Origin of the sequence: Streptomyces sp. CA-142005 (assembly GCF_050942335.1) — a bacterium.
Taxonomy (GTDB): domain Bacteria; phylum Actinomycetota; class Actinomycetes; order Streptomycetales; family Streptomycetaceae; genus Streptomyces.
In genome coordinates, this window is the sequence record NZ_CP192078.1 from 2,880,441 (window position 1) to 2,894,087 (window position 13,647).

A 13,647-nucleotide genomic window follows, 5' to 3' on the forward strand; every position below is an offset into this window, starting at 1 on the left:
GGTGGACCGGGCACCTCGGGTGGACCGGGCACCTCGGGTGGACCGGGCACCTCGGGTGGACCGGGGACCCCAGCCCGGCCGAAAACCTCAGCCGAGCCGGGAACCTTCGGCAGACCGGAGATCTCGGCCGGGCCGGAGACCTCCGGGGGACCGGAGACCTGTGCGGGTCCAGGAACCCCAGCCCGGCCGAAAACCCCAGCCGAGCGAGGAACCACCAGCAGACCGAAAACCTCAGCCAAGCCGAGAACCTCCGGCAGAGCGAAAACCTCAGCCGAGCCGGTGATCTCAGCCGGGCCGGAGGCCTCCGGCAGACCGGGGTTCGTGGGGTGGGGCACTCCTCCATCATGGCCCCGTCCTCCGAGCGGGCGTCGGTGTGAGGTCGGGCGGAACGGGGCTAGAACAGGGCGCTGTAGGCGTTCAGCGCCGGCTGGCCGCCGAGGTGGGCGTAGAGCACGGTGGAGTCCGCGCCGATCTCGCCGCGCCCGACGAGATCGATGAGCCCGGCCATCGACTTCCCCTCGTACACGGGGTCGGTGACCATGCCCTCGGTCCGTGCGGCCAGCCTCATGGCCTCCAGGGTCGACGCGTCGGGGATGCCGTACGTCCCCGCGTGGTACCGCTCGTCCAGCTCGATGTCCGCCTCGGTCAACTCGCCCTTGACACCGATCAGTTGGCCCGTGGCATGGGCGATGCGGGCGATCTGCGCCCGGGTGGCGGCCGGTTTGGCCGACGCGTCGACACCGATCACCCGGCGCCGCCGGCCGCCCGCCTCCTCGAGCGCCCGGAATCCGGCGACCATGCCCGCCTGCGTGGACCCGGTCACCGAGCACACGATCACCGTGTCGAAGAAGACACCCAACTGCTCTTCCTGCTCGGCGACTTCGTAGGCCCAGTTGGCGAAGCCGAGGCCGCCGAGCGGGTGGTCGGAGGCGCCGGCCGGAATGGCGTACGGCTTGCCGCCCGCCGCCTCGACGTCCCTGAGGGCCTGCTCCCAGCTCTCCTTGAACCCGATCCCGAACCCGGCCCGCACCAGCCGCACCTCGGCCCCGGCGAGCCGGCTGATCAGGATGTTGCCCACCTTGTCGTACACGGAGTCCGGCCACTCGACCCAGCTCTCCTGCACCAGCACGCACCCGAGTCCGGCGCGGGCGGCGACGGCCGCGACCTGCCGGGTGTGGTTGGACTGCACCCCGCCGATCGACACCAGCGTGTCGCAGCCCTGGGCGAGCGCGTCGGCGACCAGGTACTCCAGCTTGCGGGTCTTGTTCCCGCCGTAGGCGATCCCGGAGTTGCAGTCCTCCCGCTTGGCCCACAGCGAGGCGCCACCGAGGTGCGCGGTCAGGCGTGGGAGCGGGTGCACCGGGGAGGGGCCGAAGAGGAGGGGGTGACGCTCGTACGACGCCAGGGACGCGGACCGGGACACGGGCAGGGACACGGGACCTCCAGGGACGGAGAAGGGATCAGTCGGGGTCGGCCAGGTCGGTGAGCGTGCGCCAGATCCGCTCCGTGACGCTGACCGCGCCGTCCACGTCACCGCCGGCGCAGGCCTCGATCAGCCGCTCGTGCAGTCCGGCCGAGCGGCACGAGCCGCCCTCGCCGAAGCGCTGCCGCTCCAGGCGGCGGATGAGCGGGGTGTAGCGGGCGACGGTGGCGGCGGCCGCGCGATTGCCGGCCGCCCGGACCAGCACGTCGTGCAGGTCGTCGTCGGCACGCAGGGCCTCGTCCACGTCACCGGCGCGCACGGCGGCGGCGAACCGTTCGTTGGCCGCGCGCATCTCCGCCACGTCCGCCGGCCGCAGCCGGGGGACGGCGACCCGGGTGACCAGCTCGTGCATGGCGCCGACCACGGCCGCCGCGTCCCGTACGTCGGCGGCGACGAGCGGGGTGACCCGGGTGTAGCTCTGCGGCTTGCTCTCCAGCAGCCCCTCGTCCACCAGCCGGGAGAAGGCCTCGCGCACGGGCGCCCGGGACAGCCCGAGCCGCTCGGCGAGGTCGGCGTCGCGCACCACCGCGCCGGGCTCGATCTCCCCGGCCACGATGGCGTCCCGGATCTCGGCGTAGGCGCGGTCGCGCAGCAGGGTGCGGGGAACGGGTCGTAGGGTCTGCACGGACTGAAATGTTAGATGTCAGCTCGGTGCCCGGCAATCCCCGGGCACGGATGTGGCCCGCACCCCCGTGGAAGTGCGGGCCACGCTCAGGGCCGGATGCCGCTCAGGCCTGCCACGGCCAGCGGCTGTCGTCGGCCGCCTCCAGGAGGGACACCATCCGGAAGGCCGCGTCCGAGAGGCCGCCGAAGGTGTGCCGGTTTCCCGTGCCCGACGGTCCGTGACCCGCCCGGTATCCCTCCAGGTTCCAGGTGTAGACGGGCACATGGGCCGGGATCTGGTCGGTCGGCGCGCCGTGCCGGCTCGGGGCGTACTGCTCGTCGGTGACGATCAGCACCCGGTCGTGCCCGCGGTAGTGCCGGCGCACCGCGTCGGTGGTGTCGGTGCCGCCCAGGCTGTTGAAGCGCTCCAGGATCCTCAGCACCGACTCGCCCTTGCGGAACCTCACCTCGTCGCTGGTCGTACCGAACTGGACGAGGTCGGCGTCGGCCGCCCGCAGCGCGAGGGCGGTGCCGAAGATCGCCGCCGCGTCGGCCCGGGTGAGCCCCGAGCGGTCCTGGGACTGGGACCAGAACATCGAGCCCGACCGGTCGACCAGGACCAGCGTCCGGCCCGGCAGCGCGGGCACGTTGGCCAGCGAGTGGCCGAGCGCCTGCTCCAGCGGGTAGGACCAGCGCAGCGACGGCGCGTGCCGGTGGGCGGCGAGGTAGCGGAAGGGGAACTGCCGCGAGCGCGCCACCTGCTCCGGGTCGCTGATCTTCGCCGCCACCCGGGCCGCGACCTCGTCGGACACCCCGGCCTCGTCGAAGTTGCGCAGATTGCGGACGAGCGCCATCGCACCCATCGACGGGATCACGGCCTCCCAGGCCGCCTTGTCCATGGGGCCCTGGAGCCACCCGGCGAGCGCCTCCCAGGTGATCCCGGCCGCCGCGAGCCGTTCGGCGCCGCCGGGCGAGGCGACGACCGCCCGCCGGTCCCCCACCGGCAGTGTCATCAGCTCGCGGTGCGCGGTGAGCACCGGCAGGGACGCGGGCGGCACGGCGGTGTCCGGGTGGTGCCGGCGGTCGAGCGCGTACTGGAACAGCTCGCCCTGCCACGGCTTGTCCGGGTCCGGGGCGGCGTGCACCAGGTTGAGGATGTCGCCGAAGCGGTAGCCCCTGGACGCGGTGTCGTACTTCAGCAGCGACTTGGCGTGGTACAGCCGTCGTACGGCGTCGGCGACCCCGCGCTTGACGGGCTTGGGTACGGCGCGGCCGTGGACGGACGTCCAGTACGCGAGCAACTCGCCGGGCTCGTCCGGGCGCTGGAGTACGCGGTCCACGACCTGCCGGTTCGACGGGCCGTCGCTCGCGCCGGCCGCCAGACGTGCGTGCACGTACTCGGCGGCGCCGACGAGCGAGGCCGTCCGCAGGTGCCCGTCACCGCGCAGCCAGCCGAGCAGGCCGGCCGTCCAGTGCGGGTCGCTGACGGCGAGCTCGCGCACCAGCCGGGCGAACCGGTCGTCACGGTCGGTGCCGGACTCGTAGAAGGTGCTGCGCGTCACGAAGTTGGAGACGGCGAGCAGAAAGAGCTCGGAGCGTGCGTCACGCTCGTGACCCCGGCCGCCCTCGTACGTCGGCAGGGTCCGGCCGGTCGTGGTGACGGGCGAGGCCGGCTGCGCCTTCGCGGCACGCGTATTGAATCGCGCCATGATGAATTCCCCCGAATTCTGTGCTGTTTCGGAGGGAGGCGCAGCAAGTGGAGGGTGTCCGAGGTCGGAAGTCGGCGACGGTCCTTAGTCAGATGCTCTATCCATTGAGCTACATCGACCCGTGGTCGATGACGGGATTCGAACCCGCAACCTTCTGATCCCATGAAGTATCCGCTGCCTGCGCACCGGACACCCACCATGAGCTGCGCCTCCCGAGATCAAGTCGGCTGCGGCTGTTGTTTCATTCCTGGAAAGGGAAGTAGCCGCTGCCATCGCACCGGGAGGTGCGTGACGTTGTGATCTCACCTTAGGAGGCGCAGCACTGGGGGTGCGAGCGAATTAATCCCCGCTTCCGGCGTTACCGCTGCTGCCGCTTCCACGGCCCGGTGATGGCGAGCATGATGCCGGGCGTCTGGATGTTGGCGAACAGGATCCGGCCGTCGGGCGAGAAGGTGACGCCGGTGAACTCGCTGTACTCCGGCTCCGCTTCGGTGCCGATGTTGAGCTCGTTGCGGGCGATCGGGTAGGTGCTGCCGCTCTCGGTGGCGCCGAACAGGTGCTGGACGCCCTCGCCGTCCTCGGCGATGACGAGGCCGCCGTACGGGGAGACGGTGATGTTGTCGGGGCCGTCGAAGGCGCCGTCCTTGGCCGGGTCCGGGTTCACACCGAGCAGCACCTTCAGGGTGAGGGTCCGGCGCTTGGGGTCGTAGAACCAGACCTGGCCGTCGTGCTGGACCGGGCTCTCCGCACGGGCGAAGGAGGAGACGATGTAGGCGCCGCCGTCGCCCCACCACATGCCCTCCAGCTTGCGGGCGCGGGTGACCTGGCCGTCGGTGAACTGCTTGCGGACCGAGACCGTCTTGGCGTCGCGGTCGGGGACGTCCACCCAGTCCACGCCGTAGACCGTGCCGATCTTCGTGGCGCGGGAGAGGTCGTCGACGAACTTGCCGCCGGAGTCGAAGCACTTGAAGGCCTGCAGCACACCGGCGTCGTCGGCGAGGGTGCGCAGCTTGCCGCGGCCGTGGCGGAAGCCCTCCGGCGGGGTCCAGCGGTAGAGCAGGCCGTTGGGGCCGGCCGCGTCCTCGGTCAGGTAGAGGTGGCCGCGCTTGGGGTCGACGACGACGGCCTCGTGGGCGTAGCGGCCGAGAGCCTTGATCGGCTTGGGGTCACGGTTGGCCCGGCGGTCCTCCGGGTCGACCTCGAAGACGTAGCCGTGGTCCTTGGTGAAGCCGTTCTTGCCGGCCTTGTCCTCGGTCTCCTCGCAGGTCAGCCAGGTGCCCCACGGGGTGCTGCCGCCCGCGCAGTTGGTGGCGGTGCCGGCGATGCCGACCCATTCGGCGACCTCGCCGCCGTGGCGGACCTCGACGACGGTGCAGCCGCCGGCCGCGGCCGGGTCGTAGACGAGGCCCTCGGTGAGCGGGACCGGGTGCGGCCAGTTGGCGCGGGCACCGGCGAGCTCGTGGTTGTTGACGAGCAGGATGGTGCCGCGGGGGCCCTCGAAGGTGGCGGTGCCGTCGTGGTTGGACGGGGTGAACTCGCCGGACTCCAGCGTGGTCTTGCCGCTGTAGGTGATGATCTTGTACGTGAAGCCCTCGGGCAGGGCCAGGATGCCGTTCGGGTCGGAGATCAGCGGGCCGTAGCCGACGCCGTGGTGGCCACCGCGCGCCGACTCCGCCTCGTCGCTGTCAATGTCGATGTCCGTCGCGGCGAGGGCGTTCGGCGCCGTGGCGAGCGCGCCGACGCTGCCCGCCAGGGCGACACCGGCACCGGTGATCGCGGATTTTCTGGCGAAGTCCCTGCGGGTGAGCGACATGGTGTGTCTCCTGAGACGGTGGGAGGGCCGTGGAGGGTGGCGGACCTCGGTTCGGCGCACACGCTCCCGCCACACCTTGAACGGGGGTTGAACAAAGGACTACTTCAGAGGCCCTTGTTCAAGAATCCGTATGCGTCACCCCATGACCGGCTCAAGGAGTTGTCAAGCCCCGTGCTGCGATCGCGCCTTGAAAGCGGCCTTGCGCGCTTCCTTCGCCACCTTCTTGTCCGGGTGCAGCCGTCCCATCGCCTCCAGCACCTCGGCCGTGGCCGGGTGCTCCACCCGCCAGGCCGCGGAGAAGAACCCGCTGTGCTGCGCGGCCAGCCCCTCCACCAGCGCCTGGAGTTCCTCGGAGTTCCCCTCGGCCGCGAGCTGCGCCGCCACCGTGTCGATGGTCAGCCAGAACACCAGCTCCTCGGACGGCGCCGGCACACCCGCCGCACCCCGTTCGCTGAGCCACACCCGGGCCAGCCCGCCCAGCTCCGGGTCGTCCAGCACCTCCCGCAGCGCCGGCTCGGCCTCCGCGCCGATCAGGGACAGGGCCTGCTGGCAGCGCAGCCGGCGCAACGGCGCGCCCGCGTCCGCACCCCGCGCCGCCGCCAGCAACTCCCGTGCCCCGGCGAGCGGTTCCCGCCGGGCGAGCCACTGCTCGGTCTCGGCGCGCGCCGCCGCCTGACCGAACGCGGCCGTGCCGTCGAGCAGCGCGTCCGCGCCCTTGTCGGCGAGTTCACCGACGGCCGGTGCCTGGAACCCGGCCTCCAGCAGCCGCGCCCGCAGTCCGTACGCGCCGAGCGGGGTGAGCCGGACCATGCCGTACCGCGAGACGTCGGTGTCGTCCACCGGCGCGGCGGGCTCCTCGTCGGCGTCCGCCATGAGGGCCTCGTCCACCGGGCGGTACTCCACGACCCCGGCCGGCTCCAGCATCCGGAACTGGTCGTCCAGCCGCATCATCGCGTCGGAGACCTGCTCCAGGACGTCGTTGGTGGGCTCGCCCATGCCGTCGGGGACGATCATCGAGGCGGCGAGGGCGGGCAGCGGGACCGGGCCCTCGCCGGAGCCGCCCTCACTCACGGTCAGCAGATACAGGTTGCCGAGGACGCCGTCCAGGAACTCCGCCTCGGCCTCGGGATCCCAGTCGAGTGACGAGAAATCGATCCGGCCGCCCTCGTCCAGGGCGTCGGCCAGATCGTCCAGATCCGGAACGCTCGCGTCGGCGATGACGGTCTCCAGCGCGGCGAGCCACACGGCGAGCACATCGGCCGGGGCGCCGGCGGTGAGCAGCTTCAGATCCTCGCCGGCCCGGACCGTGCCGGCCTCCTCGTCCACGATCTCGACCAGTCCGGCGTCCACGGCGACCCGCCAGGCCTCACTGGCGTACGCGGCGGCGTCCTCGCCGCTCAGTCCGAGCAGTTCGGCGGCGGCCGGAAGCTGCTCCTCGGCCAGTCCGCCACCGGCGTCCACGCGAGTCTCGGGCCCGGCCCAGCGGGCGAGGCGGGCGGCGCGGGAGAGCAGCGGGGTGGACAGCGCGGCGCGTGCCAGCTCCGCTTCGGAGTGCAGCCGTACGGGCGGCAGGGGGGAGCTGTCTGACATCGGCTGGTTCTCCTCGGACCGTGAACGGGCTCAGCCGCTCAGCCTAGACGGATTTCCACCCATGCCGCCCGGTTCATCTCCCCGTCAGCCGTCGTACATGGCCGAAACCTTGACAACTCCCCACCCCAGGCAGGAGATTGACGCGCGTAGAAGTTGGGGGGACAACTGTTCACTCGGCTCTACGCGTGTCACAGAGGGCTACGAGCCCCACACGCTCCCGTACCACCCTCGTCCCGGCGCATCGTCACGTCCCCGGAGGGATCCCTTGCCGAGCAGGTCTTCCGCGCGCCTCGCCGCGCTCACCGTCGCCGCCGTCTGCAGCGCGGCGTCCGCCGTCGTCCTCACCTCGCCCGCGCACGCCGACTCCGTGCGTATCCACGACATCCAGGGCACCACCCGAATATCGCCGTTCGCGGGCCAGAAGGTGACGGACGTGCCGGGCGTCGTCACGGCCACGCGCACCTACGGCTCCTCCAGAGGTTTCTGGATCCAGGATCCGAGCCCGGACGACAACCCGGCCACCAGCGAGGGCGTCTTCGTCTTCACCAGCTCCACCCCGAAGGTCGCGGTCGGCGACTCGGTGACGGTGACCGGCACGGTCTCCGAGTACGTCCCGGGCGGCGCCTCCTCCGGCAACCAGTCCCTGACGGAGATCACCAAGCCGACGATCACCACCGTCTCCACCGGCAACGCGGTCCCGGCGCCGGTCGTGATCGACGAGGACTCGGTGCCGGACGCGTACACGCCCGAGGGCGACACCGCCGCCGCCGGCTCGGTCAACGGCCTGACCCTGGACCCGTCGACGTACGCCCTGGACTACTACGAGTCCCTGGAGGGCATGAACGTCCAGGTCGCGGACACCCGCGTGGTCACCGCCACCGACCCCTACAGCGAGCTGTGGATCACGGTGAAGCCGTGGGAGCACCGCAGCCACCGGGGCGGCACGGTCTACGGCTCCTACGACTCGCAGAACACCGGCCGGCTGCAGATCCAGTCGCTGGGCTCCACCGCCGACTTCCCGAAGGCGAACGTCGGCGACACCCTGGAGGGCACCACCACCGGCCCGCTGGACTTCAACCAGTACGGCGGCTACACCCTGGTCGCGAGCAAGCTCGGCACGCTGCACAGCGGCGGCCTGGAGCGGGAGACCACGCGGAAGCAGTCGAGCCGCGAACTGGCGGTGGCGACCTACAACGTCGAGAACCTCGACCCGTCGGACGCCACCTTCGACAAGCACGCCGCCGCGATCGTGAACAACCTGCAGTCGCCCGACATCGTGTCGCTGGAGGAGATCCAGGACAACAACGGCGCCACGGACGACGGCACGGTCGACGCGAACCAGACCGTGAACAAGCTGATCGACGCGATCGTCGCGGCGGGCGGCCCGAAGTACGACTGGCGCTCGATCAACCCGGTCAACGACCAGGACGGCGGCGAGCCCGGCGGCAACATCCGCCAGGTGTTCCTGTTCAACCCGGAGCGGGTGTCCTTCGTGGACCGCGTGGGCGGCGACTCCACCACCGCGGTCGGTGTCACCAAGGTGGACGGCAAGGCGCAGCTGACGGTCTCCCCGGGCCGTATCGACCCGACGAACGCGGCCTGGACCAGCAGCCGCAAGCCGCTGGCCGGCGAGTTCGTGTTCCGCGGCAAGACCGTCTTCGTGATCGCCAACCACCTCAACTCCAAGGGCGGCGACCAGGGTCTGACCTCGCAGTACCAGCCGCCCGTGCGCAGCTCGGAGATCCAGCGGCACGCCCAGGCGACCGAGGTGAACGCGTTCGTCAAGGACATCCTGTCCGTCCAGAAGAACGCGGACGTCATCGCGCTCGGCGACATGAACGACTTCGAGTTCTCCGAGACCGCGAAGATCCTCGAAGGCGACGGCGAGCTGTGGTCGGCGATCAAGTCCCTGCCGAAGAGCGAGCGTTACACCTACGACTACCAGGGCAACGAGCAGGTCCTGGACCAGATCCTGGTCAGCCCGGCGATCCGGCGCGGCTGCGACTTCGAGTACGACAGCGTGCACGTCAACTCGGAGTTCAACGACCAGATCAGCGACCACGACCCGCAGGTGCTGCGCTTCCGCCCGTGAGCGAAGCCGCTCTCAGGACCGGCTGAACACTCCGTTCAGCCAGTCCTGCCAGGCGCTCTCGTTCGCCTCGGCGTCGGCGTCCGGCGCGAAGTCGTGCACGCTGATGCCGAGCGGGGCGCCCCAGTGGCCGCGCCCGAAGAAGCGGATGAGCGCGTCGTCGGTGCGCAGCCCGATGAAGTACGGGTTGCGGTAGTCGAGTACGGCGTCCAGGGTCCGTCCGCCGGGACCCTGGACGGCGACCTTCGCACCCGCGGCGGCGTCGTCCGCCAGGCCGAGGGCATGGCCGACGGCGGCGAGGGCCTCCGGGGTCCCCGAGGCCGCCGGCCCGTTCAGCTGGGCGAAGGCGACCGGGCGGGGCGCGAAGTGCGTCAGGTACTCGCACAGGGTGTGCAGATAGAAGTTGGTGTGCTTGCTGGCGCCGTCGTACTGGTTGTTCCAGTCGTCGGTGAAGATGCCGCTGTGCACATAGCGCACCCAGGCGCGGCGGCCCTCGTCGCGGGGCTCGATGGTGTAGTCGAGCTGGTTGAGCGACTGGACCGGGAAACCGACGTCCTCGCTGCGGTTGGTGTAGCGGTGGGGCGGGTCCCAGGCGGTGACGGTGGACCCGAAGGGCCCCGAGCCGCCGACCCGGGGTTCGGGCGGGTCCATGGGCCACAGATAGCCACCGGTACCGGTGGTGACGGCCTCCCACACCTTCTCGGGCGGGACGTCGACCTCGAACTCGCGGACGATCTCGAATTCCTGGGACATGGCGGGGCTCTTTCTCACTGGTCCAGTGCGGGGGCGGGCTGCTGTTCCTTGACCGTCGGGTGGAGGGCGACGACGATCCGGTGGTCCCTGCCGCCCTCGGCGTCCGGGGCGTCGTACTTGCGGATCAGGGCGCTCACGCCCGCCGTCAGCTCCTGCACGAAGGCCGCGCGGTCGGCGGCGGAGGCGAACCGGACCTGGCCGTCCAGGGCGTAGGTCGCCAGCCGCTTCCTGGCCTTGGCGGCGCCGGTGATCAGCGCGCCGACGTCGCGCACCAGGCGGGCGCCGAGCGCGAGCAGCCAGCGCGCGGAGAGCTGGTCGCGGAAGCGGTCCGGGTCCGGCTGCACGGCGGGCAGGGCGGCCGGCGAGATGACGTACGACGCGGCGGTCGCGCGCATCAGCCGCTCGGTGACATTGCCCTTGCGGCGCTCTTGGGCCAGCTCGACCAGGCCGTGCCGCTCCAGCGCCTTGAGGTGGTAGTTCACCTTCTGGCGGGGCAGTCCTACCTTGCCGGCCAGCATCGCCGCCGACGCGGGTTCGGCGGCCAGCTCGGCGAGCAGCCGGGCCCGGACGGGGTCCAGCGACACCGCCGCCGCCTCGGGGTCCTCGATCACGGTCACGTCCAGCATGCGACCACCCTCCCACCGAAAACTTTGTTTGTCCAGACGGACCGAGTTTTCGGCAGGAGGGTGGTGTCGTGTCGGAGCCCCGGCGGGCCGGGAGCTGTCAGTGGCGGCGGCGCTGCCTGCGCCAGGCGATGCCCGCCGTCACCGCGGTCGCGCCCAGCACCCCCACGGCGATGACCGGCCCCGGATGACGCATGCCCGCACGCAGCGTCCCGCGCAGGGGCTGCGGGACGGAGCCTTCCATGGCGTGCCCGGCACGACTCGCCCGGCCCTGCATGGCGTGCCCGGCCTGTGCCGCCCGGCCCTGCATGGCGTGCCCGGCCTGTGCCGCCCGGCCCTGCACGGCGTGCCCGGCCTGTACTGCCCGGCCCTGTGCCGCATGCCCGGCCTGGGCGGCCCGCCCCTGCAGCGCGTGCCCCGCCTGGGCGGCCCGGCCCTGCATGGCGTGCCCCACGTGCCCGGCCTTGCCCTGCACCACGTGACCCGCCTGGGCGGCCCGGCCCTGGACGGCGTGACCGGCCTTGACGGCCCTGTCCTGCATGCCGTGGCCGGCGTGGGCGGCGCTCGCGCGCAGCTGCACCGTCATGGCACCGGCCTTGTCCTTCAGGTCGGCGGCCCGCACCCGGGCCCGGCCCTTGACATCGGCCTTGCCGACCAACTGGGCGACGGTGTGGCCCAGTTGATGCCTGGTGTGCTCGATCTGCCGCCGCAGCTCGTCGGGACCCTTGGCGCCCGATCCGTGCGGAACCCTGTGCTTCATCGGTGTGCCCTTTCCCTGATCGCTGTAGCGCTGAGCGTGATGCCTCCTGAAGCCGCACACGGCGGGGAGGGAACGCGGCGGGTGGTGTCCGCCCGCGGCGGCCGGCCAGGACTTGCCGCACCACGCGACGAACAGCCCGCCGGACCGAGACCGGACGCCACCCGGCGCGGCACCGACTCACAGACCACCGTAGGCGCGACCCCGGCCACCACGCACCCGCACGGGCCGCGCCGGAGGCATCCGCATCCGCGCACCCGTACGTTCGGGTACCCAGCCCGGAGACGTTCAGCCCCGCCCGGCGCCGCCGGTGCCGCGCTCGCCGAGCCGCGCGAGTTGGCTCTGGAACCAGTCGAGTCGCGCCTGCAACAGAGCGGCCTCCGCGACGAGTTCGGGCACCCCCAGCTCCGCCCCGGCCGCCGACTCGCCGGACTCGCCGGACTCGCCGACGGGAAATCCGCCGTCCCCGCCCCGCGCCACCACCCGCAGCCCGTGCCCGGCCAGCCGGGCGAAGCCGGCGAGCGAGACGGACGGACGGCCCCGCACACAACCGGCGCAGACGGGGCCGAGGGCCCGCCAGCCGGGCCTGCCCCAGCCGGCGTCGCCGAGCGCGGCGGCGGTGGCGCCACAGGCGCACGGACCGGCGGTGGCCGTGCGCACCCGCTGCCGGGCGTAACGGAAGCCGCGCTCGAAGCGGATGTAGGCGCCGAGCACGGAGACCTCCAGCAGCAGGGCGGTCCGGTGCTCGGCGGTGCACAGCATGGCCTCGGCGGCACTGCGGTCGTGGACGCAGTGGAAGCCGCAGTCGCACAGCCGGGCCGGCGGGCGGTGCCGGCGGCCGTAGACGCAGGAGGCGTCGTCGAGCACGGCGTACGGCAGCGCGCCGCCGAGCGACACACCGGTGAACCCGGCCCGGGTGCCGTCCTGGGACAGCACCGGGTGGGCGATCTTGTAGCCGGTCGGCGGCTCCGTCGGGCGTTCCGCCGGGAGCCGCAGTCTCATCGGGCGGCCGGGACCTCTTCGCGGGCCGGCTCGGCCGGTTCGACGGGGGCGGCGGTGTCCTCGGGGAGGGGGGTCCGCTCTTCGTCGACGAGCGGCCGCTCCTCGGCGACTCCGGTGGCCAGTGCCTTGCCGAGCTTCATGGTGCCTCCCATGACGGACGTCGGTGACCCTCCGGCCATAGTGACCCATGAGGGGCCGAGTTGGACACAGGGCCTTCGGCCACCCGCCCCGCCACTTCAGCAATGCTTAGCTGTATCTGGTAGGAGAATTAAGTAGAGCTTCATCAAGGTCGTGCCGACACTACCCGTATGACCCGTACGACGACCTCACGCACCACCGCCCGCCCCTTCGGCCGCACGCTCTGCGCGATGATCACGCCGTTCACCGAGGAAGGCGCCCTCGACCCGGACGGTGCCCGGAAGCTGGCCGCGTGGCTGGTGGCCGAGGGCTGCGACGGCCTGGTGCTGAGCGGCACCACGGGCGAGTCGCCCACCACCACGGACGCGGAGAAGGCGGAGCTGATCAAGGCGGTCCGGGAGGCGGTCGGCGACCGGGTGTCCCTGGTGGCGGGGGTGGGCAGCGCCGACACCCGGCACACCGTCGAGCTGGCCCTGGCGGCCGCGGAGGCGGGCGCCGACGGCGTGCTGGTGGTGACGCCGTACTACAGCAGGCCGCCGCAGGAGGCGGTGGAGGCGCACTTCCGCGCCGTCGCCGACGCGAGCGGGCTGCCCGTGATGCTCTACGACATCCCGGGCCGCACCGGCACCCGGATCGAACCGGAGACGATCATCCGCCTCGCCGCGCACCCCCGGATCGTGGCTGTCAAGGACTGCTCCTACGACTTCCTCGGCACCCAGAAGGTGCTGGCCCGCACGGACCTGGCGTACTACGCGGGCTGCGACGAGCACGTACTGGCCCTGTACGCGGTCGGCGCGGCGGGCTGTGTGAGCACCGTCGCCAACGCCGTCCCCGCCGAGATCGCCGCGATCCTGAACGCCTTCGACGCGGGCGACACCACCCGGGCGACCGAACTCCAGCTACGGGCCACGCCGTTGATCGAGGCGATGATGGGCGCGGGCCTGCCCGGCACGGTCACCGCCAAGACCCTGCTCACCCGCCTCGGCCGACCAGCGGGCCCGGTGCGGGCACCGCTGCTGCCCGCCGACCGAGAGACGGCCGACGGACTGCTGGCGCGCTACAAGGCACTCACCGCCGCGCTCTGATC

At 72.0% G+C, this 13,647-nt stretch carries 12 protein-coding genes; 2 read left to right on the plus strand and 10 right to left on the minus strand.

Going from position 1 to position 13,647, the window contains the following annotated elements; translation table 11 throughout:
- Positions 1-394: 394 nt before the first annotated feature.
- The 5 genes from ACQPXS_RS13760 to ACQPXS_RS13780 all read right to left on the minus strand — a co-directional run bounded on the left by ACQPXS_RS13760 (position 395) and on the right by ACQPXS_RS13780 (position 7,198).
- Positions 395-1,429: a 1-aminocyclopropane-1-carboxylate deaminase gene (locus ACQPXS_RS13760; RefSeq protein WP_433455802.1), complete on the minus strand. Its 1,035-nt coding sequence runs from the start codon at positions 1,427-1,429 to the stop codon at positions 395-397.
- 31 nt (positions 1,430-1,460) lie between these two features.
- Entirely contained in the window at positions 1,461-2,108 is a 648-nt protein-coding gene (locus ACQPXS_RS13765) for a GntR family transcriptional regulator (RefSeq protein WP_433449446.1), read from the minus strand.
- A gap of 103 nt (positions 2,109-2,211) precedes the next feature.
- Positions 2,212-3,795 (minus strand): TROVE domain-containing protein, encoded by a 1,584-nt coding sequence (locus tag ACQPXS_RS13770; RefSeq protein WP_433449448.1) that lies wholly within the window; start codon positions 3,793-3,795, stop codon positions 2,212-2,214.
- A 358-nt stretch (positions 3,796-4,153) separates the two neighbouring features.
- Positions 4,154-5,608 carry an alkaline phosphatase PhoX gene (locus tag ACQPXS_RS13775; protein ID WP_433449449.1) on the minus strand — a complete coding sequence of 485 codons (1,455 nt, stop codon included), beginning with the start codon at positions 5,606-5,608 and terminating at the stop codon, positions 4,154-4,156.
- Between the two features lie 162 nt (positions 5,609-5,770).
- Positions 5,771-7,198 (minus strand): hypothetical protein, encoded by a 1,428-nt coding sequence (locus ACQPXS_RS13780; protein ID WP_433449450.1) that lies wholly within the window; start codon positions 7,196-7,198, stop codon positions 5,771-5,773.
- A gap of 265 nt (positions 7,199-7,463) precedes the next feature.
- On the opposite strand from ACQPXS_RS13780, the gene ACQPXS_RS13785 reads away from it, so the two are divergent.
- Positions 7,464-9,290, plus strand: coding sequence for an endonuclease/exonuclease/phosphatase family protein (locus ACQPXS_RS13785; RefSeq protein WP_433449452.1), 1,827 nt, complete (start codon positions 7,464-7,466; stop codon positions 9,288-9,290).
- A 12-nt stretch (positions 9,291-9,302) separates the two neighbouring features.
- On the opposite strand, the gene ACQPXS_RS13790 is transcribed toward ACQPXS_RS13785, so the two are convergent.
- The 5 genes from ACQPXS_RS13790 to ACQPXS_RS13810 all read right to left on the minus strand — a co-directional run bounded on the left by ACQPXS_RS13790 (position 9,303) and on the right by ACQPXS_RS13810 (position 12,562).
- On the minus strand, positions 9,303-10,040 hold the full coding sequence (locus ACQPXS_RS13790) for an SRPBCC family protein (RefSeq protein ID WP_351800858.1): 738 nt from the start codon (positions 10,038-10,040) through the stop codon (positions 9,303-9,305).
- A 14-nt stretch (positions 10,041-10,054) separates the two neighbouring features.
- Positions 10,055-10,666, minus strand: coding sequence for an ArsR/SmtB family transcription factor (locus ACQPXS_RS13795; protein ID WP_365332336.1), 612 nt, complete (start codon positions 10,664-10,666; stop codon positions 10,055-10,057).
- Between the two features lie 97 nt (positions 10,667-10,763).
- Positions 10,764-11,423 (minus strand): DUF3618 domain-containing protein, encoded by a 660-nt coding sequence (locus tag ACQPXS_RS13800; protein WP_433449453.1) that lies wholly within the window; start codon positions 11,421-11,423, stop codon positions 10,764-10,766.
- 285 nt (positions 11,424-11,708) lie between these two features.
- Entirely contained in the window at positions 11,709-12,422 is a 714-nt protein-coding gene (locus ACQPXS_RS13805; protein ID WP_433449455.1) for a hypothetical protein, read from the minus strand.
- The gene (locus ACQPXS_RS13810) at positions 12,419-12,562 is read right to left on the minus strand and encodes a hypothetical protein (protein WP_433449456.1); all 144 of its coding nucleotides are present in this window, start codon (positions 12,560-12,562) and stop codon (positions 12,419-12,421) included. The genes ACQPXS_RS13805 and ACQPXS_RS13810 overlap by 4 nt, the downstream gene beginning before the upstream one ends.
- Before the next feature lie 168 nt (positions 12,563-12,730).
- Between ACQPXS_RS13810 and dapA the strand changes: the two genes are divergently transcribed.
- Positions 12,731-13,645: a 4-hydroxy-tetrahydrodipicolinate synthase gene (gene dapA / locus ACQPXS_RS13815; protein WP_433449457.1), complete on the plus strand. Its 915-nt coding sequence runs from the start codon at positions 12,731-12,733 to the stop codon at positions 13,643-13,645.
- The last annotated feature ends 2 nt before the right edge of the window (positions 13,646-13,647 follow it).

Excerpts from the sequence above, each read along its gene's own strand:
- ACQPXS_RS13810 (WP_433449456.1), bottom strand. The coding sequence starts at position 12,562 with ATGAAGCTCGGCAAGGCACTGGCCACCGGAGTCGCCGAGGAGCGGCCG.
- ACQPXS_RS13790 (WP_351800858.1), bottom strand. The coding sequence starts at position 10,040 with ATGTCCCAGGAATTCGAGATCGTCCGCGAGTTCGAGGTCGACGTCCCG.
- ACQPXS_RS13795 (WP_365332336.1), bottom strand. The coding sequence starts at position 10,666 with ATGCTGGACGTGACCGTGATCGAGGACCCCGAGGCGGCGGCGGTGTCG.
- ACQPXS_RS13800 (WP_433449453.1), bottom strand. The coding sequence starts at position 11,423 with ATGAAGCACAGGGTTCCGCACGGATCGGGCGCCAAGGGTCCCGACGAG.
- ACQPXS_RS13780 (WP_433449450.1), bottom strand. The coding sequence starts at position 7,198 with ATGTCAGACAGCTCCCCCCTGCCGCCCGTACGGCTGCACTCCGAAGCG.
- ACQPXS_RS13805 (WP_433449455.1), bottom strand. The coding sequence starts at position 12,422 with ATGAGACTGCGGCTCCCGGCGGAACGCCCGACGGAGCCGCCGACCGGC.
- ACQPXS_RS13770 (WP_433449448.1), bottom strand. The coding sequence starts at position 3,795 with ATGGCGCGATTCAATACGCGTGCCGCGAAGGCGCAGCCGGCCTCGCCC.
- ACQPXS_RS13775 (WP_433449449.1), bottom strand. The coding sequence starts at position 5,608 with ATGTCGCTCACCCGCAGGGACTTCGCCAGAAAATCCGCGATCACCGGT.
- dapA (WP_433449457.1), top strand. The coding sequence starts at position 12,731 with ATGACCCGTACGACGACCTCACGCACCACCGCCCGCCCCTTCGGCCGC.